Origin of the sequence: Shinella sp. BE166 (genome assembly GCF_051201095.1) — a bacterium.
Lineage (GTDB): Bacteria > Pseudomonadota > Alphaproteobacteria > Rhizobiales > Rhizobiaceae > Shinella > Shinella lacus.
Map to the genome: position 1 here is coordinate 24,570 of NZ_JBPEHL010000026.1, position 23,183 is coordinate 47,752.

Annotated in this window: 21 protein-coding genes; 8 read left to right on the forward strand and 13 right to left on the reverse strand. The window is 60.0% G+C overall.

From position 1 onward, the window contains the following. Positions 1–60: 60 nt before the first annotated feature. Complete coding sequence (locus J2Y63_RS32700) at positions 61–1,275, reverse strand: M24 family metallopeptidase (RefSeq protein ID WP_435269473.1); 1,215 nt, start codon at positions 1,273–1,275, stop codon at positions 61–63. 250 nt (positions 1,276–1,525) lie between these two features. Here J2Y63_RS32700 and J2Y63_RS32705 point away from each other — a divergent pair, with 250 nt between their 5' ends. Beyond that, positions 1,526–2,626 (forward strand): GlxA family transcriptional regulator, encoded by a 1,101-nt coding sequence (locus tag J2Y63_RS32705; RefSeq protein ID WP_435269453.1) that lies wholly within the window; start codon positions 1,526–1,528, stop codon positions 2,624–2,626. A gap of 107 nt (positions 2,627–2,733) precedes the next feature. Here the strand turns inward: J2Y63_RS32705 and J2Y63_RS32710 are convergent, their stop codons facing one another. The 8 genes from J2Y63_RS32710 to J2Y63_RS32745 form a co-directional block, all read right to left on the reverse strand. Beyond that, positions 2,734–2,913 carry a hypothetical protein gene (locus tag J2Y63_RS32710; RefSeq protein WP_435269454.1) on the reverse strand — a complete coding sequence of 60 codons (180 nt, stop codon included), beginning with the start codon at positions 2,911–2,913 and terminating at the stop codon, positions 2,734–2,736. Positions 2,914–3,091: 178 nt separating this feature from the next. After that, positions 3,092–4,453, reverse strand: coding sequence for a sensor histidine kinase (locus J2Y63_RS32715; RefSeq protein ID WP_435269455.1), 1,362 nt, complete (start codon positions 4,451–4,453; stop codon positions 3,092–3,094). Beyond that, a complete protein-coding gene (locus J2Y63_RS32720) occupies positions 4,450–5,037 on the reverse strand; it encodes a response regulator transcription factor (protein WP_435269456.1) in 588 nt (195 codons plus the stop codon). Before J2Y63_RS32720 ends, J2Y63_RS32715 begins: the two co-directional genes overlap by 4 nt. Before the next feature lie 233 nt (positions 5,038–5,270). Further along, positions 5,271–5,564: a hypothetical protein gene (locus J2Y63_RS32725; RefSeq protein WP_435269457.1), complete on the reverse strand. Its 294-nt coding sequence runs from the start codon at positions 5,562–5,564 to the stop codon at positions 5,271–5,273. Positions 5,565–5,684: 120 nt separating this feature from the next. Further along, on the reverse strand, positions 5,685–6,524 hold the full coding sequence (locus J2Y63_RS32730; RefSeq protein WP_435269458.1) for an alpha/beta hydrolase: 840 nt from the start codon (positions 6,522–6,524) through the stop codon (positions 5,685–5,687). A 17-nt stretch (positions 6,525–6,541) separates the two neighbouring features. After that, positions 6,542–8,005, reverse strand: coding sequence for an NAD-dependent succinate-semialdehyde dehydrogenase (locus tag J2Y63_RS32735; RefSeq protein ID WP_435269459.1), 1,464 nt, complete (start codon positions 8,003–8,005; stop codon positions 6,542–6,544). 14 nt (positions 8,006–8,019) lie between these two features. Then, positions 8,020–9,219 carry an iron-containing alcohol dehydrogenase gene (locus tag J2Y63_RS32740; RefSeq protein WP_435269460.1) on the reverse strand — a complete coding sequence of 400 codons (1,200 nt, stop codon included), beginning with the start codon at positions 9,217–9,219 and terminating at the stop codon, positions 8,020–8,022. 19 nt (positions 9,220–9,238) lie between these two features. Next, complete coding sequence (locus J2Y63_RS32745; protein ID WP_435269461.1) at positions 9,239–10,243, reverse strand: Ldh family oxidoreductase; 1,005 nt, start codon at positions 10,241–10,243, stop codon at positions 9,239–9,241. Between the two features lie 73 nt (positions 10,244–10,316). Here J2Y63_RS32745 and J2Y63_RS32750 point away from each other — a divergent pair, with 73 nt between their 5' ends. From J2Y63_RS32750 to J2Y63_RS32770, 5 genes are read left to right on the forward strand one after another with little or no spacing between them, the layout of a single operon-like run. Next, positions 10,317–11,030, forward strand: a complete 714-nt coding sequence (locus J2Y63_RS32750; RefSeq protein ID WP_435269462.1) for a GntR family transcriptional regulator — start codon at positions 10,317–10,319, stop codon at positions 11,028–11,030. Next, positions 11,027–12,619, forward strand: a complete 1,593-nt coding sequence (locus J2Y63_RS32755) for a sugar ABC transporter ATP-binding protein (RefSeq protein WP_435269463.1) — start codon at positions 11,027–11,029, stop codon at positions 12,617–12,619. The genes J2Y63_RS32750 and J2Y63_RS32755 overlap by 4 nt, the downstream gene beginning before the upstream one ends. Further along, positions 12,585–13,580, forward strand: a complete 996-nt coding sequence (locus J2Y63_RS32760; RefSeq protein ID WP_435269464.1) for an ABC transporter permease — start codon at positions 12,585–12,587, stop codon at positions 13,578–13,580. Before J2Y63_RS32755 ends, J2Y63_RS32760 begins: the two co-directional genes overlap by 35 nt. Positions 13,581–13,609: 29 nt before the next feature. Beyond that, on the forward strand, positions 13,610–14,578 hold the full coding sequence (locus J2Y63_RS32765; protein WP_435269465.1) for a substrate-binding domain-containing protein: 969 nt from the start codon (positions 13,610–13,612) through the stop codon (positions 14,576–14,578). 60 nt (positions 14,579–14,638) lie between these two features. After that, positions 14,639–15,226 (forward strand): DJ-1/PfpI family protein, encoded by a 588-nt coding sequence (locus J2Y63_RS32770; protein ID WP_435269466.1) that lies wholly within the window; start codon positions 14,639–14,641, stop codon positions 15,224–15,226. 171 nt (positions 15,227–15,397) lie between these two features. Here J2Y63_RS32770 and J2Y63_RS32775 read toward each other — a convergent pair whose 3' ends face one another. The 4 genes from J2Y63_RS32775 to J2Y63_RS32790 are packed head-to-tail and all read right to left on the reverse strand — an operon-like array spanning position 15,398 to position 19,245. Further along, the gene (locus J2Y63_RS32775; protein WP_435269467.1) at positions 15,398–15,643 is read right to left on the reverse strand and encodes a MoaD/ThiS family protein; all 246 of its coding nucleotides are present in this window, start codon (positions 15,641–15,643) and stop codon (positions 15,398–15,400) included. A 10-nt stretch (positions 15,644–15,653) separates the two neighbouring features. Further along, on the reverse strand, positions 15,654–17,906 hold the full coding sequence (locus J2Y63_RS32780; protein WP_435269474.1) for a xanthine dehydrogenase family protein molybdopterin-binding subunit: 2,253 nt from the start codon (positions 17,904–17,906) through the stop codon (positions 15,654–15,656). A 2-nt stretch (positions 17,907–17,908) separates the two neighbouring features. After that, a complete protein-coding gene (locus J2Y63_RS32785) occupies positions 17,909–18,385 on the reverse strand; it encodes a (2Fe-2S)-binding protein (RefSeq protein ID WP_435269468.1) in 477 nt (158 codons plus the stop codon). Beyond that, positions 18,385–19,245 carry an FAD binding domain-containing protein gene (locus J2Y63_RS32790; protein WP_435269469.1) on the reverse strand — a complete coding sequence of 287 codons (861 nt, stop codon included), beginning with the start codon at positions 19,243–19,245 and terminating at the stop codon, positions 18,385–18,387. The genes J2Y63_RS32785 and J2Y63_RS32790 overlap by 1 nt, the downstream gene beginning before the upstream one ends. Positions 19,246–19,662: 417 nt before the next feature. On the opposite strand from J2Y63_RS32790, the gene htpG reads away from it, so the two are divergent. Both htpG and J2Y63_RS32800 read left to right on the forward strand, forming a co-directional pair. Beyond that, entirely contained in the window at positions 19,663–21,555 is a 1,893-nt protein-coding gene (gene htpG / locus J2Y63_RS32795; protein ID WP_435269470.1) for a molecular chaperone HtpG, read from the forward strand. 810 nt (positions 21,556–22,365) lie between these two features. Further along, positions 22,366–22,740, forward strand: a complete 375-nt coding sequence (locus tag J2Y63_RS32800; RefSeq protein WP_031233257.1) for a VOC family protein — start codon at positions 22,366–22,368, stop codon at positions 22,738–22,740. The last annotated feature ends 443 nt before the right edge of the window (positions 22,741–23,183 follow it).

A 23,183-nucleotide genomic window follows, 5' to 3' on the forward strand; every position in this document is an offset into this window, starting at 1 on the left:
ACCGCTTCCAAAAGGAAACGGGCCGATCGGACGGCCCGCTCCAAGTTGCCCGCATACGGGTCAGGCGGGGAGGATATTATGCTCCGGGCCGAAGGGGAAGCCCGTGATGTTCTCGCTGCCGGTCTCCGTCATCACGAGGATGTCGTGCTCGCGATAGCCGCCGGCACCCGGCATGCCATCCGGAATAGTCAGCATCGGCTCCATGGAGACGACCATGCCGGGTTGCAGCACGGTGTTGATGTCCTCGCGCAGTTCAACGCCCGCCTCGCGGCCGTAGTAATGGGAGAGCACGCCGAAGGAATGTCCGTAGCCGAAGGAACGGTAGCCGAGCAGGCCGTGCTCGCGGTAGATCTCGTTGAGCTCCGTCGCCACATCGCCGCAACGCGCACCCGGCTTCAGCAGTTCAAGGCCGCGGCGATGGACGGCGCAGTTGATCTCCCAGATGCGAAGATGCTCGTCGCTGGCATGGTCAAGGAACAGTGTGCGTTCGAGCGCTGTATAATAACCGGCGATCATCGGGAAGCAGTTCAAAGAGAGGATGTCTCCCTTCTGGACGCGGCGCGACGTCACCGGATTATGGGCCCCGTCGGTGTTGATGCCCGACTGGAACCAAACCCATGTATCCATCAGCTCGGCATGGGGAAAACGATCCGCAATGTGGCGGACCATGGCCTGCGTCCCAGCAAGCGCGACTTCATATTCCGGCACGCCTTCTTGCACGGCCTTCGCCACAGCGGCGCCGCCGATATCGGCCGTTGCGGCCCCTCCCTTGATGAGCACGATTTCTTCGGCCGACTTGATCGTGCGCAACCACATGGTCGGCGACCCGATATCGACGAACTCGACACTGGGGAAGGCCTCTTCCAACAGTCGGCGCAAGTCGAGATTCACCTGGTCGAACTCGATACCGATCCGTGAGACATTCGGCAGAAGCTGCTGCAGCGCATGGAAGAAATTGTCTCGCTGCCAGTCGGTATAGGTGATGTTGTCACCGAAGGTGCGGCGCCATGGCTGGCCGGCATCGATGCCGGCGGAGACCGAGGTCGCCTTTTCCGGCGTGATGACGAAGGCATAACGCCGGCCGAAGGAGCAATACAGGAAATCGGAAAAGTAGCAGATATTGTGGTAGGAGGTCAGTATCGCGGCATCGAGTTTCAACTCCTCCAGAATGCCACGCATCGCATTTTGTCGCCGCTCCATTTCGCCCGCCGAGAAAGTCGGCTGTACCTTCTCGCCATTGTGCATCTCCTGCAACCGCAGGAGCTGGTTCGGCATCCCTCGCGCAAACATGTTCATGTAAAAAACTCCTTCTCCGCGGCCAATCGCGCTGTTTGACGATACCGAGGGTAGGAAGGTTAGCGGCCGCTGGAAAATTAGAAGTTCCAATGCGGGCATAAGGAATTCGAACTTCCTGCGGATTGCTAATCCCGTCATTTGCGATCGAAATTTCCGTCGCGGCATCCGCTTCTATAGGGTTTCAGGAAGAGGGGCGGCGATCGGCCGTCGACTTAAGCGGGGAGAGCCGATGCTGGAGCGTGGAATTGGATATGTCGTCGCCGGACGCGGCAAGAACCAGGGCGCCGATCGTGGACCCGGCAAGCGATTGAGGGTCGGCTTTCTCCTTACCCGGAAATTCACCCTGAGCGCCTTCGCGCTGTTCGTTGATACGTTGCGGCTCGCCAGCGACGTGGAGGACAAGTCTGGCCGCCGCCTGTGCGACTGGGATGTCCTGAGCCCGAACACGCATATGATCCGATCAAGCTGCGGCGTACAGGTTGTTCCGACCACGGGTCTGGGTGATCCGGAGCGCTTTGACTATGTCGTCGTGATTGGCGGCCTTCTGGACGTCGAGGAACAGTTGCCCTCAGAATCTGTCAGCTTTCTTCAGCGGGCCCTCCAGAAGGGCGTCAGGCTGATCGGCGCCTGCACCGGCAGCTTCGTTCTTGCCAATTCCGGACTGCTGGACGGCAAGACGGCGTGTGTCAGCTGGCTGCATCACTCCGAATTCAAGGCACGCTTCCCGGCGATCCGGTTGACATCGCAACGGCTCTTCGTTGAGGACGGAACGGTGACGACGTGTGCCGGAGGAAGCGCCGTGGCCGATCTTGCCGCGTTGCTGGTCCGGCGGCATGTCGGCGAGGGCGCAGAACGCAATGCCATGGAAATCCTTCAACTCGATCGCCGTAGAGAAGGTTCGGATCTGCAGAGCCGCACGCCGATCACTCTGCCCGTTCACTGTGACGACCGCATTCGCGTGGCATTGCTCTGCATGGAGGAAAATATGGACGATAGGCTTGATATCGAGACGATCGCTGATCGCGTTGGCCTTTCCCGACGTCAGCTGGAACGGATTTTCCAGAACAAGACTGGCTTTTCGCCTGCTGCAGCCTACGAGAAGATCTGCATGAAAAAGGCCGCGCAGCTGGTCGAGCGAACATCCAAGACCGTGATTGAGATCGCGCTCGACGTCGGCTTCGCAAACAGCTCGCATTTTTGCAGGCGATTCCGAGCAAATTTCGGCATGACACCCAACAAGTTGCGGGAAAAGATGCGGAGCCGCGGTCAAAAGCACCTTGTCGCAGAAGATTGCCTTCACCGAACGGCACCTATCGGTGCGTCGTCATGACGCTCAAAGTTAGCGATACTGAACTGACCACCAACGAAACATACCGCCAGCCGAGGCTGAAGAACGCTACTACGCCATGCTGGACGAACCGGCCATGGCCGCATAATTCAAACCAAATGGCCTCCGGCAAACCCGGTGTGGTTCATCCCGTGATGAAAGGTAACAGTGGAGTTTTTGTCACTGTCGGTGAGGAAGCGTTGGCGACCATCTGGGGTGCGGATTTCCTCTAGCGACAGCAATTCGATCCCCTGCACCAAAAAGTCGGCGGTCTGAATACTGCCCGACAACTCTCATTCCGCAGAGCAGATACCTGACCCAATTGAGAAACTCGGAAAGATATTTTGCTCAACATCGGGATCATAGGTTCATATCCATTCAAGAGCATAGTATTATCGACGCCTGTGCCGAAACTCGCTCGGGGGCTCAGGTAAATGGGTCCTACCCCGGCCATAGGTCGCTGAACTATTAGAATGTGGCATTCGACAAGATGAGTGACCATACGGTTCCGCCGTTTTCCAACGGCAACAGCTTGATCTCGCCGCCGTAAAGCTCGACCAGTTCCTTGACGATGGTCAGACCCAAGCCGTCACCGGGGACTGTTTCGTCCAGTCGCTTTCCAGGAAGAAACGCCTCCGCAACATTGGTATCCGCAATACCCTGTCCGTCGTCTGCGATCGTGAGGACGATATCGGCGCCATCCTTTCGCGCAGAGATATCGACGTTGCCGCGCGCCCATTTGAACGCGTTGTCAATCAGGTTGCCGAGGATTTCGTCCAGATCCTCGACGGCGCAGGCGACCTTGAGATCAATTGGGATGTCAGCCTTAGCCTCGATACCGCGATCGGCATAGACGCGGGACATAACCAGCAGGAGGTCGTCGACCCGTGGCTTGATCGACGTGGCGGCGTTGATGCCGCCTGATGCGATTTTACGTGCGCGAGACAAATGATAGCGAATGCGCTGATCGATCCGGTCGACCAGCGCGCGAAGCTCGCCAGCGGGGTCATTGGCAGGGTCCAGCGCCACGGAAAGGCTTGCAACGGGTGTCTTCAGCGCATGCGCGAGGTTTGCAAAATGCAGGCGCGTTAGTGCCAGCCGCTCAGCGTTCTGTTCGATCAGTCGATTGATTTCCCGCGTGACCGGCTTGAGTTCCGCCACCTCGGCACTCGACACCCTGTCGCGGGTGCCGGCGGAGATAGCCGAGAGATTGGACGCCAATTGGTGAAGCGGGTACAGGCCATACCGCACCTGCCAGAAAATCCCGGCGACAAGGCTGGCACCCAGAAAGGCCATGACGGGGATGAGCCACATCAATGCCCGGCGGGCGGGCGCAGCGAGCGCCGAACGGGGCGCCGTAACAGTAATGTCGACGGTTTTTTCGCCGACGATTTCCTTCGCCGTCCGCGAATACAACGTCTCACCATGAAACGCGGTTTTATCGAGCTTTTGCGGTTCGCCGCTCAGGGTGTGCCGCCAGTCGAAAGGAGGTGGCGGATTGTCAATCGTTGCGCCCGCAAGCGAGAGCGAGGTGATTTCGATGCCGCTGCCCAGAACCTGCCAGTACCATCCGGATCCTTGCCGATCAAACGGTGGCCCGTCCATCGAGGCATTGACCACGGCATTGCCGTTTGCGCCGATGGACAGCGCGCCGCGCAAACCCTCGATTTGGGTATCGAGCCGTTGGTCGACCTGCTCACGAACTACGGACGCAACGATCAGATAGAGGATTACCGCCGCCACGAGCATGGTCACGCTGACGAACACGACCGAGAACGTAATCAACCGTCTCGATATCGAAGGCTGGCGATTGTCAGGGACAGGCGTCATGATGCGGCCGTCAACATGTAGCCGCGGCCGCGAACGGTCTCGATGCGCTCCGCGCCGATCTTCCTGCGGAGCCGTGCGACAATGACCTCCTTTCGAAGGATGAGGCAGGAGAGGACGCGCCATTCCAGGGCCGTCAGTTTGAGCGGCAAACCGTCGTAGTCGAAGGTACCGAGCTGTGCGTCGAAGACCAGCGGACCGCAACTAATTCTCGCGGCGGCATGGCCGTTGGAGCGGCGTACGAGCGCGCGCAGGCGCAGCAGCAGTTCCTCGACTTTGAAAGGTTTGGTCAGGAAATCGTCCGCGCCAGCCTTGAAGCTTTCGACCTTGTCCGGCCAGCCGTCCCGCGCCGTCAGGATCAGAACCGGTAAATTGCGCTCGGTAGATCGCCAGGACTTTAGAACCGAGACACCGTCCATCTTCGGCAGTCCGAGGTCGAGGACCGCCGCGTCATAGAGTTCGGTCAGTCCCAGATGCTCGGCATCCTCGCCGTTGCGGGCGATGTCGACCACAAAGCTCTCGGCTTTAAGGCTTGCGGCGATCCGCTTTGAAAGGTCGCAATCGTCTTCGACGAGAAGCACACGCATGTCTGATTCACCCATGACAATGCCTGACGTCTATGCGCAGGAGGCTTAACTCAACCTGAACCGCGACGTTCAGGGTAGCGGTGGCCGGTGACTGATAAAACCCTCTCCACTCAACAAAAGGAGACGACGATGTCAGTTTTGGAAGACAATGGCGCTGTGAAGCCGCATGAGGCCGCCGCGAAAGATCGGCGTCGTCGTGATGACCCCGGCGTTGATCCTGTCTCTTGCCGTACTCATCCTCCAGTAAGGTCCAATAGCCTGTCCAGCACCGCTTCGATATCGTCAAGGAGGCCGGCCCAAGTGCCGTCCTCGTCGATGCCGACAATGCGCAGCAAAAACAACCCTTCGACTGCGAGAAATGCTACCCTTCCTGCCTGTGCATTCGCTGACACTGCGCCAACCCGCTCGAAGATTTCTCGATGCCACTGGCGTGTCTCGCGTAAATTTCGGCGTCCGGGAGATAGGTGCTCATCAGACCTGTTACCTTTAGGGTTCATCGCGATGGTGGCCTCGGTGGAGGCCAGCAAGGATGGTGCGGCTGGCTCACTCGAGGCAACGAGCTACGAACTCGGCACCAGCCTGGGATTGCCGCAGTCGGCCCCACATGTTCTCATATAACGCGTTGATCTCTCCCAAGTGCCTTCATCTCAAAGCGATGAGATCATGTTCGTGACACGGCCGCCCAAATGGCCTGCGGGATCTGCCAGATCCAGAACGACGCTCATATGGTTGAGATCCGGGACGGGAAGGAGTTCGGAGGCGCTGCCCTGTGCATGGAGCTGTGCATTCAGAGCCGTCGCCTGCTTGTGGAAGGGGAGTGTTTCCTCCGCGCCGAAGGCGATGATCCGTTGAAGGCACGGAAGCTGGTTCGAGGTCAGAGGCGACCATGCCGCCGCTTCCGCCGGCGTCATCCTGGCCTCGTCGCGCAGAAAACTGTCCGGAATTTCCGAGAGATCGTAAATGCCGCTCACGAGAAGAAGTCCGTTTATGGAGGGCAAGGGTGGGCTTGCTGTCTCCTCTGGGCCGGCCGCCGCGAGAAAGGACGCCAGGTGCGCGCCAGCCGAATGGCCGCTGACCGTGAGCTTTCGAGGGTCTGCACCGAAATCGCCGGCGTGTTTCTCGAGCCAGAGCACGGATCGCCGTACCTGGCCGACCAGCACGTCGAGGCGCTGGCCGGGCATCAGGTCGTATTCAACGATGGCGGCCACACCGCCGGCCGCAAGGACCGGCGCAGCGACAAGGCGATAGTTTTCCTTTTCACCGGAACGCCAGTAACCGCCGTGGACGAACACATGCAGGGGTGCCCCGGCCTTGAGGCACGCAGGCAGAATGACGTCCAGCACCTCCCTGCCACGCGCGCCGTAGCGGATATCGGCCAAGACCTCCGCCCTTTCCGCAAGCTTCCGGCTGCGTTCTGCAAATTCGGCGGCAATGGCATCGAAATCGGGAACGAAGTCACGAATCCGGTAGAGGTCCTGGGACGTCATGGTGGTTTCCCTCACAGTCAATAATCCACTGCGTAATACTTGGCCTCCATGAATTCCAGTATGCCGGTGACGCCCCCTTCACGGCCGAGGCCGCTCTGCTTGACGCCGCCGAAGGGGGCGGCCGGGTCGGACATCAGTCCCCTGTTGATGCCGAGCATGCCTGTTTCGAGTTGTTTTCCAACCCTCATGGCGCGTTTCAGATCTTGACTGTAGATGTAGGCGGCGAGGCCGTATTCGGTATCGTTGGCAAGCCGGACGGCCTCATCTTCACTTTCGAACCGGTAGACCGGCGCGACCGGCCCGAAGATCTCCTCACGCGCGATCGCCGCGTCGGTGGGCACGTTTTCGAGGACTGTCGGCGGATAGAAATAACCATTTTCCGTCAAAGGTTTGCCGCCGGTGGTCGCGCGTGCGCCCAGGGTGATGGCATCGCAGACGAGCCTGTCGATCTTGCGGACGGCGTTCGTGGTGATCATGGGGCCGCATTGCGTGGCGGGATCATATCCCGGTCCCACCTTCAGCGCGGCCATGCGAGCCGTGAGGCCCGCGACGAAGGCATCGTGTATGCCGGCCTGGACGTAGAAGCGGTTGGCGGCGGTGCAGGCCTCGCCAGCGTTGCGCATCTTGGCGATCATCGCGCCGTCGAGAGCGGCTTCCAGGTCGGCGTCGTCGAAGACGAGGAAGGGGGCGTTGCCGCCGAGTTCCATCGAGCAGCTGACGACCGATTTTGCGGCTTCGGCAAGAAGTGTTCGTCCGACACCCGTCGAGCCCGTGAAGGAAAGTTTGCGCACACGCAGATCGGCAAGCATGGCGTTCGTCACCATTCCCGGTTTGCTGGTCGTGAGCACGTTCACGACGCCGGGCGGCACGCCAGCCTCTTCGCCGAGGCGTGCCATGGCATAGGCCGTCAGCGGCGTCTCGGATGCTGGTTTGAGAATCACCGTGCAGCCGGCCGCCAGCGCCGGGCCGATCTTGCGGGTGGCCATTGCGGCCGGAAAATTCCAGGGCGTGATCAGCACGGCAATGCCGACCGGCTCGTGATCAACGAGGATGTGATGCGAACCGGAAGGTGTGTGACGGTATTCGCCGGGCACACGGACTGCCTCTTCCGCATACCAGCGGAAGAACTCGGCGGCGTAGGCGACTTCGCCGCGGGCGTCTGGCAGGGCCTTGCCGTTCTCCAGCGAGATAAGGCTCGCCAGTTCCTCGGCGTGCTGCGTCATGAGCTGGAACCAGCGGCGCAATATTTCCGAACGTTGCCTCGCCGGCGTGGCCCGCCAGCCGGAGGCTGCGGCCTCTGCGGCATCGACGGCGCGCATCGCATCCTCGACGGTGGCATCCGCGACGTCGGCCAGTTTTTCGCCCGTGGACGGATTCATGACCGCTATTCCGTCGCCCTTGTGCCATTTGCCGCCGATGTAAAGGCCGGCGGCGTGCATGGTGGGATCGGCATAGCCGGTGATCTTGGCTTGGAGTGTCATGGTGGGAATCCTTTTCAATTCAGGCTCGAACAGTCGCCATGGTAGGCGGCGGCGACAAGGTTTCGCATTTCGTCGAGGTTCAAGGGGCGGGGATTGTTCTGAATGAGGCGCGCGATGCCGATGCTCTGTTCGGCCACCCAGAGAAGCCGGCTTTCTTCAAGCCCAAGTTCATGCAGCGTCGATGGAATGCCAATCCGGGCAAAGAGGGAAACGAGCTCGGGAATGACATCGTCGGGCCCTGGCAGCCCCGCTGCTTGCGCTATCCGGGCAAGCTCGTGCCGGATAACGGGCGCATTCCATGTCATGACATACGGCATGAGGCAGGCGACGCCGAGACCATGCGCGGTGTGGGTGAGGGCACCGACCGGATATTGGATGGCATGGGCTGCCGCGGTCCCCGCCACGCCGAAGGCCAACCCTGCCAGCGTCGCGCCAAGCATGACTTTTTCGCGCGCCGCACGGTCGCCGCCATTGGTGCATGCCGCTTCCAGGCCCTGCCAGAGCAGTGAGATGGCGCTGAGCGCGAACTGATCGGAGAGCTCGTTCTTGCCAACGAAGACGCGCTGTTGTGCGATGCCGGGAACAGGGTCGCGGCGGATTGCGGTAAGGGCCTCGAGCGCATGCGTCAACGCATCGGCTCCGGCGATCGCCGTGAGTGCGGGCGGGCAGGAGAGGGTCAGATCCGGGTCGCAGATGGAGACAGTCGGAATGAGATGCGGGCTTGAGATGCCGACCTTCAGGCTTCGTTCGGCATCGGAAAGCACAGCGACGGGCGTCACTTCCGAACCGGTGCCGGCGGTGGTGGGAATAGCAATTAGCGGCATGACCGGTCCGGGAACGGTGTGCTCGCCGTAATAGTCCTGTGGTCGTCCGCCATGCATGAGAAGCAGGGCGACGCATTTGGCCATGTCGAGGCAGGAGCCGCCTCCGATGCCGATGACGAGGTCGGGCGCGAAGTTCCGGGCATTCTGCGCGCTTTGTACGGCGGATTCGACGGGAGCGTCCGCTAGGGTGGAGCTGTCGATGGCGACCGCGATATCGGCGTCTTCGAGCTGCCTGACAAGCATGAGGAAATCCGGATCTCCGGCAAGGCGCGTATCCGTGATAACGAGTGCGCGCCGGCCGAGCCTTGCGGCGATGCTGCCGAGAGCATGTCGCTGCCCCGCGCCAAACAGCAGTTCGCGCGGCGCTCTCAATGTGCCGAAAAGGTTCATTCCGTTTCTCCTCCGATAATCAGGCGGCTTCGAGCGCCAAAAGGTGTTCCAAAAGCGGTTGGGGCAGCTCTATTCCCGAGCGTTCCGTCGCGGCGCGGCGCTGGCGGGCGCCATCGCCGGGGACGGCCACCGGGTTTGCGGGATCGGACGGGCGAGAGCCGCGCAGATGGTCGAGATAGGATGCAAGCGACCGGACGCTGCCGTCTCCCGCCGCCGCATCGATGAGGATGAGGAGATCACCCTTGTTGGCGGCGTGGATATCGTCGAGCGTTCCGTGCACATCGGGCGCGAGGTCCGAACCGGCCAGGGCGGCGGCCAGAAGCTCGATCGCGAGGCCCAGCCCGTATCCCTTGGCGCCGCCGAACGGGGCGATGGCACCCATCCTGGCCGCGGTCGCATCCGTTGTCGGCCGGCCATCTGCGTCCATGGCCCAGCCGGGCGGGATGGACATACCACGTATCGCGTGATGGTTGATCTTGCCCATGGAGACGACACTCGTCGCAAGATCGAGGAGGAAGGGCTGATCGCCGGAAGGGATTCCGATGGCGACGGGATTGGTGCCCAGCATTGCCCGCGTTCCGCCGAAAGGATGAACGAGCGCCTCGCTGGTCGACATGACGATGCCGATCAGGCCGCTCCTCGCTGCCGCCTCCGCATAATAGGCGAGCATGCCGATATGGTTGGCGTTGCGAATTGCGGCCATGGCAATCCCCGCCTCGTGCACGACGGGGCGCATGGTTTGCAACGCGTGCATGACCACCACCGGCCCGAGGCCGCGCTCGCCATCGACGCTGAGAAAGGAGCGCCTGCGCCATGTTCCGCTTCCGTATGCCTGCCCATCGGCCAAGCCCTTGTCTAGCCGTGAAAGGATGAGCGGCAGCCGCTGCAGGCCATGGGAAGGTAAGCCGCGCAACTCGGCTTCAAGAAGAAGATCAGCCTGAAGGCGAGCATTGGCGGAAGGGACGTTGCGTGCTTCGAGGAGCGCGCTCGCCAACCCACGGAGCCATTCCGGCGCGACGTTCATTTTTAAACCCTATATCAGATCATATACGATATTGTATTTGACATGCGATATCTTATTTGCAACAAATGCCGACATGTCAAGAAGCAGCTGGAGAACGGAAGTGGCATTTGCAACGGAACGGGAAGCCCGAGGGGCCAGCCTTCGACCGAGCAGTGTGGTCGATGGCGTCTATGACAATATCTACCATCGGCTGATGTCGCTGGAGATCGCGCCCGGTGCCCGGATTCCGATCGACGTGCTCGCCCGTGAAATCGGCGTTTCTCAGACACCGATCCGCGAGGCCCTGAGCCGCCTGGAGCGCGAAGGTCTCGTGCGCAAAGAGCATCTTGTCGGATACAGCGCAGCACCACAATGGACTAGGAAGCAGTTCGAGGATCTTTACGTTTTCCGCCTGCTGGTCGAGCCGGAGGCTGCCAGACTGGCCGCGCTCAACATGACCCCCGACGCTCTGCAGCAGCTTGAAAATTCCGCCGCGGACATGGGCAACGGTGCGGCACCCCTCGATCGCAACACGCGTTATTCGCGCTTCGCTCGCGCCGACGCGCATTTCCACGACGAGATCCTCAAGATCGCGGGAAATGAGGTCATCCGTAACACGCTTTCGAATCAGCATGTTCACCTGCACATCTTCCGGCTCATGTTCCACACGCGCGTGACGCAGGAGGCTCTTGAGGAGCATGAAAACCTGCTCGCGGCATTTCGCTCGGGTGATCCGCAGGCGGCGTCTGACGCCATGCGCATTCATATCGAACGTTCGCGCGACCGGCTCCTTTCGGCTTTCGAATGAACGCGGTCCTTTCTCCCCAATCCCTCGCACCGCCGATGGGATCGGCGGTCGCAGCCCTTCGAACCGAAAATCTGGGCAAGGCTTACGGCCAGATCACCGTCCTTTCCGACATAACGATTGATGTACGTACCGCAGAGGTTCATGCCATCATCGGTGAAAACGGCGCCGGCAAGTCGACGCTCATGAAGGTGTTGTCCGGTCACGTCGCGCCGTCGGAAGGCCGGCTGCTCTTGGACGGCAAGCCGATCGATTTTCGTAACGCGGTAGAGGCGGAACAAGCCGGCATCGTGTTGGTCCATCAGGAAATTCTGCTGGCACCGGATCTGACTGTTGCGGAAAATCTGTTCTTGGGGCGTGAAATCGGTCGCGGTCTGTTGGTTGATGATCGCGCGATGAACCGCCGGACCGCCGAACTTCTTGCGAAAGTAGGCTCGACGGCGCACCCGCGCGATCGTGTCGGGGAACTCCCGCTTGCCCAGCGCCAGTTGGTGCAGATCGCACGAGCACTTCTGGACGATCGCAAGGTCGTGATCCTGGATGAGCCGACGGCGGTTTTGGCCAATGACGAGGTCGCGGCCCTGCTGGGCATCGTGAGGATGCTGCGCGATCACGGCGTGGCCGTGCTCTATATCTCTCATCGCCTCGACGAGGTGCAGGCGCTTGCCGACCGCATCACCGTTCTGCGTGACGGCCGGATGATCGGCACCTGGCCGGCGGCGGGCCTCAGCCAGCGTGAAATGGCCGAGCTGATGGTCGGTCGCGAATTGGAGATGCTTTATCCCCCAAAGCGCCCTCCGGCTGAAGATGCGCCGATCCTCTCCGTTGCGGATCTGGCGGTTGATCATGGTGCGGATCGTGTCAGCTTCGACGTGCGGCCGGGCGAGGTGCTCGGTATCGGCGGCATGATCGGTGCGGGGCGCACCGAGCTCATCGAAGGGTTGATGGGCCTTCGTCCCTCACAGGCGCGCAATGTCGTTCTCAACGGCAAGGAGATCAAGCACCGGTCGGTCCGCACGATGATGGAAGCCGGCCTCGTCTATCTGACCGAAGATCGAAAGGGAAAGGGCCTGCTTCTGGAGGAGAAGCTTGGTCCGAACCTCACACTTCAGGCACTCGATGCCGTCAACCCGGGTGCTGTTCTGGACAAGCGGGGCGAGCTTTTCCGCCTTGCGAAGACGGTGGCGGACTACGATATCCGCGTCCGTTCTCTTCGCCTTGAAGCGGGAAAACTATCGGGGGGAAATCAGCAGAAGCTGCTGCTCGCCAAGGTTATGCTCGCCGATCCCTCGGTGGTGATCATCGATGAACCGACGCGCGGCATCGACATCGGCAATAAGAGCCAGATCTACGACTTCATCGACGCCATGGTGCGGGCAGGCAAGGCCTGCATCGTCATCTCTTCGGAAATGCCGGAGCTGGTGGGGCTCGCCGACCGTGTCCTGGTGATGCGGGCCGGCAGGATCGTCGCCGAACTTCGCGGCGCAGAAATCAATGAGGAAAACGTCGTCTATGCAGCCACCGTTGGTGGGCATGCAGGTGACCGGGAGGACGAACATGACCGCAGCGACCGCAACCATCATCCCCACTGACGAAGGAAGCCGCATCCGCTGGGCAGACCTTGCGCCATTCATCGCTCTGGCAGTGATCGTTTTGCTGGGGGCGCTGGTGAATTCCAACTTCGTTGCGCCTGCAAACCTGATCAATGTGATCACGCGCAGCGCCTTCATCGCGATCATCGCGGTCGGAGCAACCTTTGTCATCTCGTCCGGCGGCCTCGACCTTTCGGTCGGTTCCATGATGGCCTTCGTCACGGGCATCATGATTATTGTGATGAACCATCTCGCGCCGGCCTTCGGGACATGGGCCCTTCCGATGGGGGCAGGCGTGGCGCTTGTCGTCGGTGCGCTGTGCGGGCTTTTCAACGGGCTCATCGTGACCATTGGGAAGATAGAACCCTTCATCGTGACGCTCGGCACGATGGGCATCTTCCGGGCTTTCATTACCTTCATGACGGACGGTGGATCGTTGCCGATCGACCGGAGCCTGCGCGAGGCCTATCGGCCGGTCTATTTCGGTAGCCTGTTGGGCATCCCCTATCCGGTCCTGATCACGTTCGTCGTGGTGATGCTGGGTGCGTTCCTGCTCTACAAGACGAAGTTCGGCCGCCGCTTGACGTCGGCCGGCTCGAATGTCGAGGTTGCACGCTTTTCTGGCGTCAATGTCGCGACCGTCCGCACCATCGCCTATGTGATCCAGGGTGTATGCGTCGCCGTCGCGGCCATCTGCTACGTGCCTCGCCTCGGTGCGGCGACGCCGACGACCGGGCAGCTCTGGGAACTGCAAGTCATTACCGCCGTCGTGATCGGCGGCACTCTTCTGCGCGGTGGACGGGGGCGCATCGGCGGCACCGTGGCCGGCGCTCTCATTCTCGAGGTCATCGCCAACGTCATGGTCCTCTCGGACATGGTTTCCGAATACCTCGTCGCCGCCGTGCAGGGCGCGATCATCATCATCGCCATGCTGGCGCATCGCTTTACCGCCAACCGCTGAAAACAGCACTGACTTCAAAGGAGGAGAAAATGAAGTCTATTATCCGGAAAACCGGTCTATTGTTGTCGACTGTCGCACTCACCCTGGCCCTGCCGCTTGGCAGCGCACAGGCGGAAGGTGAGAAGGTTACCATAGCTGTCTCTATCCCGGCGGCGACACACGGATGGACGGGGGGTGTCGTCTATCACGCCGAGCAGGCCGAAAAGGAAATCGAGGCTGCATTCCCAAACATCGATGTAGTCCTGTCCACCGCTTCTTCGGCTCCCGCGCAGGTTTCCGCGCTGGAAGACCTCTCGGCGAGCCGAAAGCTCGATGCGCTGGTCATTCTGCCCTTCACGTCGGAAGAACTGACCGGGCCGGTTGAGCAGATCAAGCAGAAGGGCACCTTCATCTCCGTCGTCGACCGTGGCCTCACGGACCCTTCGGTCCAGGATCTCTATGTAGCCGGCGACAATATCGCGGTCGGCGCCAACACGGCGCACTGGCTCGCCGACAAGCTCGGAGGCGAGGGGCAGATCGTCGTGTTGCGTGGCATTCCGACCGTGATCGACGACGAGCGCATCAAGGGCTTCTCAGACGTCATCGCCAAGACGAATATCAAGATCCTCGATATCCAGTATGCCAACTGGAACCAGGACGAAGCCTTCAAGCTGATGCAGGACTATCTTGCGAAGTATCCGAAGATTGATGCCGTCTGGGCAAACGACGACGACATGCTGCTTGGCGTCATCGAGGCCGTCGACAATGCCGGTCGCAAGGACATCAAGTACGCTCTCGGCGGCAACGGCATGAAGCAGGTCATCGAGATGGTGAAGGAGAAGAACAAGCGCACGCCGATCTCGACGCCGTATCCGCCGTCGATGATCAAGTCCGCCATCTACATGACTGCGGCCCAATTCAACGGGCAGGCGCCGGTGCGCGGTTCCTTGCTGCTCGGAGCTCCGCTGATCACGCCTGATAACGCCGACCAGTTCTACTTCCCCGATTCCCCGTTCTGACCCTTAGCGATGCCCGGCCAGTCCGGGCATCGTCCCATCATTGACAACAGGAGATATGACATGAGCGGCAAAAAGATCCTCATGCTGACCGGCGAGTTCACCGAGGAATACGAGATTTTCGTCTTCCAGCAGGGGATGGAAGCGGTGGGCCACACGGTCCACGTCATCTGCCCGGATAAGAAGGCCGGAGACCGTATCAAGACGTCGCTGCACGATTTCGAAGGCGACCAGACCTACACGGAAAAGCTCGGCCACTATGCCGACATCAACAAGACGTTCTCCGAGGTTCGGGTCGAAGAATACGACGCAGTCTATGCCGCGGGTGGTCGCGGCCCCGAGTACATCCGCACCGACAAGCGCATCCAGGATATGGTTCGCCATTTCCACGAGACCGGCAAGCCGATTTTCACGATCTGCCATGGCGTGCAGATCCTCATGGCCGTCCCCGGTGTGCTCAAGGGTCGAAAGGTCGCCGGCCTCGGCGCTTGCGAGCCCGAAGTGACGGCGGTCGGCGGCATCTTTATCGACGTAAAGCCCACGGAAGCCTACGTCGATGGCAATATGGTTTCGGCTAAAGGCTGGACCGGGCTTGCCGCGTTTATGCGCGAGTGCCTCAATGTCCTCGGAACGAAGATCACGCACGCCTGAGCTTCGCGCAATATAAGACGATCCGCCCCCGCATCTCGATGCGGAGGCACTCGCGAACATGACGCGAGCGCAACGCGGTGCGAGCCTTATGGGTAAATCAACTCCTCTGGAATGCAGCCCGCAGGTCTTGGCTTTCAACGGAACCTCGACGACGCAAACTTTTTGTCGGTACTATCCGCCCACCAGCCTTGGGAGAAGATAGATGTCCGCACCCGTCGGTAGTTCCTTCGACCATGTGTCTCGATAGATCGTCCCATTGATCGCAACCGCAATCCCGCGATCCATCAGTGGCGCGAGCCCAGGGAACCGTTCGCTCAACCTCTTGAACAGTTCCCTGATATTCCTTGCCTCGATCTCGACCTTGGTATTTCCCTCGGCCGCTGCGGCGAGGGCACCCCAGAGCGTCACCTCGACCATCCGGGCCTCCTTATGCTTCGAGCGCCGCCAGGATCCGAGGCGGGGACATGGGGATATGCTGCATTCGCACGCCCATGGCATTGGACACTGCATTGGCCACCGCCGCCAGTGGGGGGACGATGGATGTTTCCCCGACGCCGCGTATCCCATAGGGATGATTGGGGTTGGGAATCTCCAGAATCTGCGTGTCTATCATTGGCAGATCCGAGCACACTGGAATGCGGTAATCGAGAAAACCCGCATTCTGTAGCCGGCCATCCTCGCCGTAGATATACTCTTCGTTGAGCGCCCAGCCGATGCCCTGCGCGGCACCGCCTTGGTATTGTCCCTCGACATAGGTCGGATGCACGGCTTTGCCGGCGTCCTGTACCACCGTGTAGCGTAGGACCTTGGTTGCCCCGGTTTCTGGATCGACCTCGATATCGCAGATATGGGTCGCGAAGGACACGCCAGCGCCGTCGGCGACGATCTCGCTATGACCGGCAATCGGGCCGCCCGTGGTGCCGGATGCGGCCGCGATCTCCTTCAAAGACAGTTTCGGAAGGTTTCCGTGCGTCTCGCCCCTCGCAACGGCATGGCCCTTTTCCCAGGTCACATCCTCGACAGGAATGTCCCACATTTGCGCCGCACGCGCGCGCAGGATTTTGATTGCGTTGCGGGCGGCGGAGATGGTGGCCATCGAGGACGAAAAGGTTCCGCGGCTGCCATCCGTCATGTCATTGTAACCGAGGCTTGACGTATCGGCGATCACCGCTCTGACCTGCGCGTAGTCGATCCCGAGCTCCTCTGCAGCCACCAGCGAGAGCGATGCGCGCGAACCACCCACATCCACCGTGCCAACCGCAAGTGAGACCGTGCCATCCATCCCGATATTAAGATCGGTGCAAGTCTGGCCCCCGAAGTTGAACCAGAAGCCGCATGCCATGCCACGCCCCTGATTTTTGCCAAGCGGCGCTTTCATGTGCGGATGGTTTTTTACAGCCTCCAATGTCGGGCCAATGCCGATCGGGCCATAGACCGGACCATAAGACGCTTTGGTCCCTTCGTGTGCGGCGTTCTTGATACGGAAGTCCACGGCATCCATGCCGACCTTCTTGGCAATTTCGTCGATGGCGCTTTCCACGGCAAACGCTGCCATCGGCGCTGAAGGCGCGCGATACGCCGCAGTCTTCGGCCGGTTCACCAGCACTTCGTAGCCGACGGTTCTGACATTCTCGAGCTTATAGCAGGCGAATGCGGTCATGGCACCGACCTCGGCCCACGATCCGGCATAGGGACCGCACGAATAGCGAAGCGTCGCATCGGCGGCGATGATCGTTCCGTCCTTCATCGCGCCGATTTTCACGTCGATCGACGTGGCACTGGTGGGGCCGGTTGCGCGAAACACTTCGTCACGCGTCATGACCAGCTTGACCGGCCTGCCCGCCTTGCGCGACAGCGCGAGCGCGACCGGTTCGGCCCAGACATGCGTCTTGCCGCCGAAGCCGCCGCCGATTTCCGACGACGTCACGCGCAGTTTCGAGGCATCCATGCCGAGCAGCTGCGCGCAATGCTGGCGATAGACGAAGTGGCCCTGCGTGCAGACCCACAAATCCGCGGTGCCGTCCGAACTGACATTGGCCACGCAGGCATGAGGTTCGATATAGCCCTGATGGGTCTGTTCGGTCCTGAAAGTCCGCTCGACCACGAAATCCGATTTCGCCATGCCGGCATCGACATCGCCATGCCCGAACTGGCTGCGCATCGAAACGTTGGAAGCACGATCCGGCTTTGGATCAACGCCCGTTGTGATGATCGTCTCGTTGATGAGTGGAGCATCTGCAGCAAATGCCTGGTCGACGTCAGTGACGTGTGGCAGCAATTCATACTCGACTTCTATCAGCTTGAGCGCCTGTTTGGCGGTGCGTGCATCGATCGCCGCCACGGCGGCCACGGCATGCCCGTCGTAAAGCGCCTTCTTGCGCGCCATACAGTTGTCAAGAATATCATACATCGACGTGTCGCCGTTGGTGAGATCGGGCAGGTCCGCCGCCGTCACCACAGCCTTCACTCCAGGAAGTTGCTCGGCCTTCGACGTATCGATCTTGCGAATGACGGCGTGGGCATGGGGGCTGCGCAAAATCCGTCCGATTAGCTGGCCGGGCATGTTGAAATCGGCCCCGTAGCGCGCACGGCCCGTCACCTTGTCGACCCCATCAGGTCGGATGGGCCTCGTGCCAACGGACGAGAAGCTGCGTGCCGCGTGGCTGGGATCAAAAGTCATGGTCATGCTCCTCTCATAACGCTGGCGGCGTCCTGAACGGCACGCACGATCTTGTCATAGCCAGTGCAACGACAGAGATTTCCGGCAAGGCCGAAGCGTATTTCCTCCTCGGTCGGGTCCGGGTTTTTGGCCAAAAGATCCTTGGCAGCGATAAGAAAGCCGGGTGTACAGATCCCACATTGCAAGGCGGCATGCTCAAGGAATTTTTGCTGCAGCGGGTGAAGCTTGTCACCCAGCGCCATGCCCTCTACGGTGGCGATCTGACGGCCTTCCGCCTCTGCACCGAGCACCAGGCAGGAGCAAACCAGGCGGTCGTCGAGGATGATGCTGCAGGCGCCGCAGTCGCCAGTGCCGCAACCTTCCTTTACACCCAGGAGCCCTAGACGTTCACGCAGCACTTCAAGCAGCGTCTCGTCGGGATGACAGAGAAACTCAGCGTGATCGCCATTGACTGTCGTCGAAACTGCTATGCCTGCCATCACTTTTGTCCTGCACGTTGATAGGCGGTCAGCGCGACCCGCTTGGCCAGCACGCCCGCGACTTTCTTTCGGAATTCCACAGTGCCTCGCTTGTCGTCTATGGGGCGACAGGCGTCGGAACAGGCTTCGGCAAGGCGGTTCAACGTGCCGTCGTCGATGCGGGAGCCAACCAGGATCCTGGCGGCCTCTTCGACCAGGAGCACTGTCGGCGCGGCGGCGCCGAGCGCGACGCGGGCTGACTCGACGACGCCGTGATCATCAAGGGTGAGATTTACTGCGGCGCTAATGACGGCGATATCCATCTCGGTGCGCGGCGTGAACCGTTGATAGGCGTCGCCAGAACGTGGCCGGCGCTTGTCGAGCAGTATGGCTTCGATGATCTCGCCGGGCGCAAGCGATGTTCTGCCGGGGCCGACTGGTATCATTTCGACAGCAATCGTGCGGGAGCCGGCTGGCCCTCTGATCAGCGCCTTGGCGCCAGCGGTTACCAATGCCGGTACGCCGTCAGCTGCCGGGGATGCATTGCAGAGGTTTCCAACAATTGTGCAACGTCCCTGCACCTGCTTGGAGCCAATAAGTTTGGCTCCCTCCACCACGCCGGGCCAAGCGCGCCGAAGCGCTGCATTCTCGCCAAGGACTGCGCAAGGCACCGCGGCGCCGATGACGAAACCCTCGTCATTTTCGATCACGTGCCCCAGAGCGTCTATGGATTTGATGTCGATGATAAGTTCCGGCTCAATGAAACCGCCCTTCATTCTTACCAGCAAATCGCTCCCGCCCGCCAAAATCGCGGCCCTGCCTGACGCCTCAACCAGCAGTCCAACGGCCTCCTTCAATGAGCTTGGGCGAATATAGCGCAAAAGAATACTCCTTGTAAGGAAGTTGAGTTGGCAGCGAACATCGCAACCCGCTATAGCCTATGTCGCGACGATAGGTGTGTAGCAACCGCGGGACAAGACTACTGGATGCACGGGTCCGCAACAAGCCGCGTCATCATATCACCCGGCCACAGATTGGCCGGTTCGCATCCTTTCAAGAGTACGCGATAGGTAATTCAGCCTGCTAAAACGTCCACGGAACGAGGACCCAGACCGTTTCCGCGGAAACTTTGGCCAAACCTGAAGAAATTTGGAGAGTTGCCGATCAACATATGTGGAGAGGGCGGCAAAATCTGTCCAAAGACATCACCCCGACCCTCGTCACGCGGCGTACGGCGCTTGAATTCTTATCCCAGAAAAACCATTTGACCGGCGATTTCTGTACGGATGGAGGTATCAATGACGACAGTAGAAGAGCGGCAGCCCGAGCAACACGTATTTGAGGCCGATGTCAGCCGGCTCCTGCATATGATGGTGCATTCGGTTTACTCAGATAAAAATGTATTCCTCCGAGAATTGATCTCGAACGCTGCAGATGCCTGCGAAAAGCTGCGGTATGAGTCTATTTCCAAGCCGCAGCTCTCGTCCGATGGGACCCAGCCGGAAATTCTCGTGTCGGTCAATGAGGAGGCGCAGACACTCGTTATCGAGGACAACGGCATCGGCATGAACCGCGACGAGATGATCGACGCGCTTGGCACGATTGCGCGCTCGGGGACAAAAGCGTTCATGGAGCGGCTTGAGGCGGCCAAAGCTGGGGAGAAGGCGGAACTGATTGGCCAGTTCGGCGTCGGCTTCTATTCCTCGTTCATGGTCGCCGATCGCGTCGATGTCATATCCCGACGCGCCGGCGAGGGCGAGGCCTGGAAATGGTCTTCCGACGGCAAGGGAAGTTATCACGTCGTAGCAGTCGATCTCGCCGAAGCGCCGGCGAGGGGAACGCGTGTCATTCTGCATCTCATGGAGGATGCTAAAGGATATACCAGGAAATGGACGGTAGAGAAGATCATTCGTGATCAATCCGGCCACGTGCCCGTTCCTATCCGTCTCGTTGAAAAAGACGGCGCCGAACCGTCACAGGTCTCCGATGGTGCAGCGCTTTGGACCAAGCAGAAGAGCGAGATATCTAAGCAGGACTACGACGATTTTTATCGTAGTGTCTCGGGCCAGTACGAGGAGCCGCTGGCTAACGTGCATTTCCGCGCTGAAGGACGCCACGAATATACGACGCTTGCCTTCATCCCCGGTGCTCAACCATTCGACCTGTTCGATCCAGACCGACAGGGTCGGATGAAGCTATATGTGAAGCGCGTCTTCATCACTGACGAAGCTGAGTTGCTACCGCGCTACCTGCGGTTCGTCCGTGGCATCGTTGACACCTCGGATCTGCCGCTTAACATCTCCCGGGAGATGATCCAGGAAAGTCCCGTGCTTGCCGCTATCAAAAAGGGCGTGACGAGCCGAATTCTTTCCGCGCTGGAGAAGATGGCCGAAGGCGACGCCAAGACGTTCTCTAAGATCTGGGATCTGTTCGGCGCGATTCTCAAGGAAGGTATCTACGACGACTTCGAGCGGCGCGCGCAGTTGCTGAAGCTTGCGCGCTTCCGTAGTACCGTGTCCGCCGAGGCAACTCGGAGCCTGGCCGACTACGTGGCCGGAATGAAGGAGGGGCAGTCGGCGATATATTACATCAGCGGCTCCAGTCTCGACCAACTGAAATCGTCGCCGCAACTAGAGGGTTTTCGGGCCAAGGGTATCGAAGTCCTTCTTCTTACAGATGGCGTAGACAGTTTCTGGCCGACCAACGCCCCCGATTTCGAGGGCAAGGCTTTTAAATCGGTCACTCAGGGTCTTGCCGATCTGAACGCTGTGGCCGGCGAAGGCAGCACCGATGAGGGGGGGCGGCTAGCTTCTCCCGAAGTTACAGCGTTCATCGATTTCGCTCGAAGCACTCTCGGTGAGGAAATCGCTGACGTGCGGGTTTCCGATCGGCTGACCGAAAGCGCGGTCTGCCTTGTCGCGTCGGAACATGGCCTCGATCGCCAGCTCGAAAAACTCCTCCAAGGGGCAGGGCGGTTGCAGACAGCATCGAAGCCGATCCTGGAGATCAATGCGCAAAGTGAGCTCGTTAAAAACATCGCATCGATGGGCGATCAAACGTTTCGCGAGGATGCGGCGTGGCTTTTGCTGGACGAAGCACGCATTCTTGATGGGGACAAGCCCGCCAACCCGCGCGCGTTTGCGGACCGGCAGGCCAGGCTGTTTGCGCTTGCGATCGGGCACGGCAAGTAACAGGTCTTGGCGAGGTGGTCTTTGACTGCCTCGCCAGAAAGCCTCGGAAGTGGGTAGATCAACATGATCGCTGAATGTTTTGCATACTCTGGGAATGAAACGCAATGCAGGTCGTCACCAGTCCACCGAGTGCAATGCGGACGAAGCTGAGCCGATATTTGAATATTTCAACTGGCTTGGACTTAGCAGGTCGACGGTTCGACTCCCTTCAAGAGCACGTTGAAACTGTCAGACCCGCTATCGAGTGGTCATAACGCATGTCTGTTTCGCTATCCTGCTTGACGGGCTCCGGCCGGACCAATCGGTCACCAGACAATTTGGCGCTCGGCGGACGTCTCGGCGTGACGTTCGTCGTCGAGGGCATCGAAACGGAAGTACAGCGAGTCTGCCTGAACGCTAAAGCTACCGATCAGTTGCAAAGGTTCGTGTTCTGACGTCGTGAGATCATGGAACGGAAAATTTCCGCTTTAGAGCAACAGCCGCAAGCGACACCCACGCCGCGCCCAGCGTTTCCGCTTTGTTAACCATGATCCGCTAGTTTGGAATTTCCGACGCGATCTCCTCCCTGCGCGTCGTTGAGAAAAACTTGGGCCGTGAGACATCGTCTCCGGCCCTTTTTCGCGTCATAGCGAATTTGCTCCACTAACTCCCCTGTAAGCGAACTCAGCCGGCTGTACGCTTTAGCATCAGCAATCTCCCCTTTGCGGCTTCGCGACTGTCAGTTATCAATTCAGGCATTTTGTGGCTGCCCCCCGCGGCGGACAAATACCTCGGATCGAAGCCCCTGGGTACCAGACTGGAGATAAGACCATGTTCACGCACGTCATGATCGGCAGCAACGACCTGGAGCGGTCGAGAGACTTCTACGATGCCACGTTCGCTGCATTGGGAGGTCAGCCCGGCGAGATGGATGCGAGAGGTAGGCTGATCTATCTGCACGATGGCGGTCGACTAATGATCACGAAACCGATCGACGGTAAGCCGGCGACCACCGCCAACGGCGGAACGATCGGTATCGCCGCTGCCAGCCGCCAGCATGTTCTGGCGTGGCACGAGGCCGGCACCACGCATGGTGGGATATCAATCGAGAGCCCGCCAAAAGAGCGTCCGAACGGGGCCTTCGTCGCCTATCTTCGCGATCCGGACGGACATAAAATTACCGCACGGTCTCAGCCGACAAAGTAAAGCTAGCAGCTAAAACGCTTTGTTCTGCCCGCTATGCGGACGGGGTTCCTACATCGAGCCAAAAATCTGATTTGATGTCGATGGCCGTCTGGTGAAAGCGTCTTTTTCAGGGTTATTTCAGACTGCGCTGCTGCCACTGAGGATCTCAATGCTAGACGAGCCAAAGTACCAGATCACCTACACCCTTACCGCGTGGGATTATGCTGCGATGGCGCGGGCGCTCACTCGCCGGCCCTGGCACCGCAGCGTAATCACGTTGGCGCTTTGGCTGCTCTCTGTCTGGTGCCTTCTGGTTTTCTTCACAGATCTCTACAATCCGGTCACCTTGATCAACGCTATTGCTGAAAGTGAATAGCCCCGAGTTTCGTAGACACCCTCGGGTTAGATTTTCTGCTGCTTCTCGAACTCGACGGGCGACAGCATCCCGTTCCTGACGTGTTTGC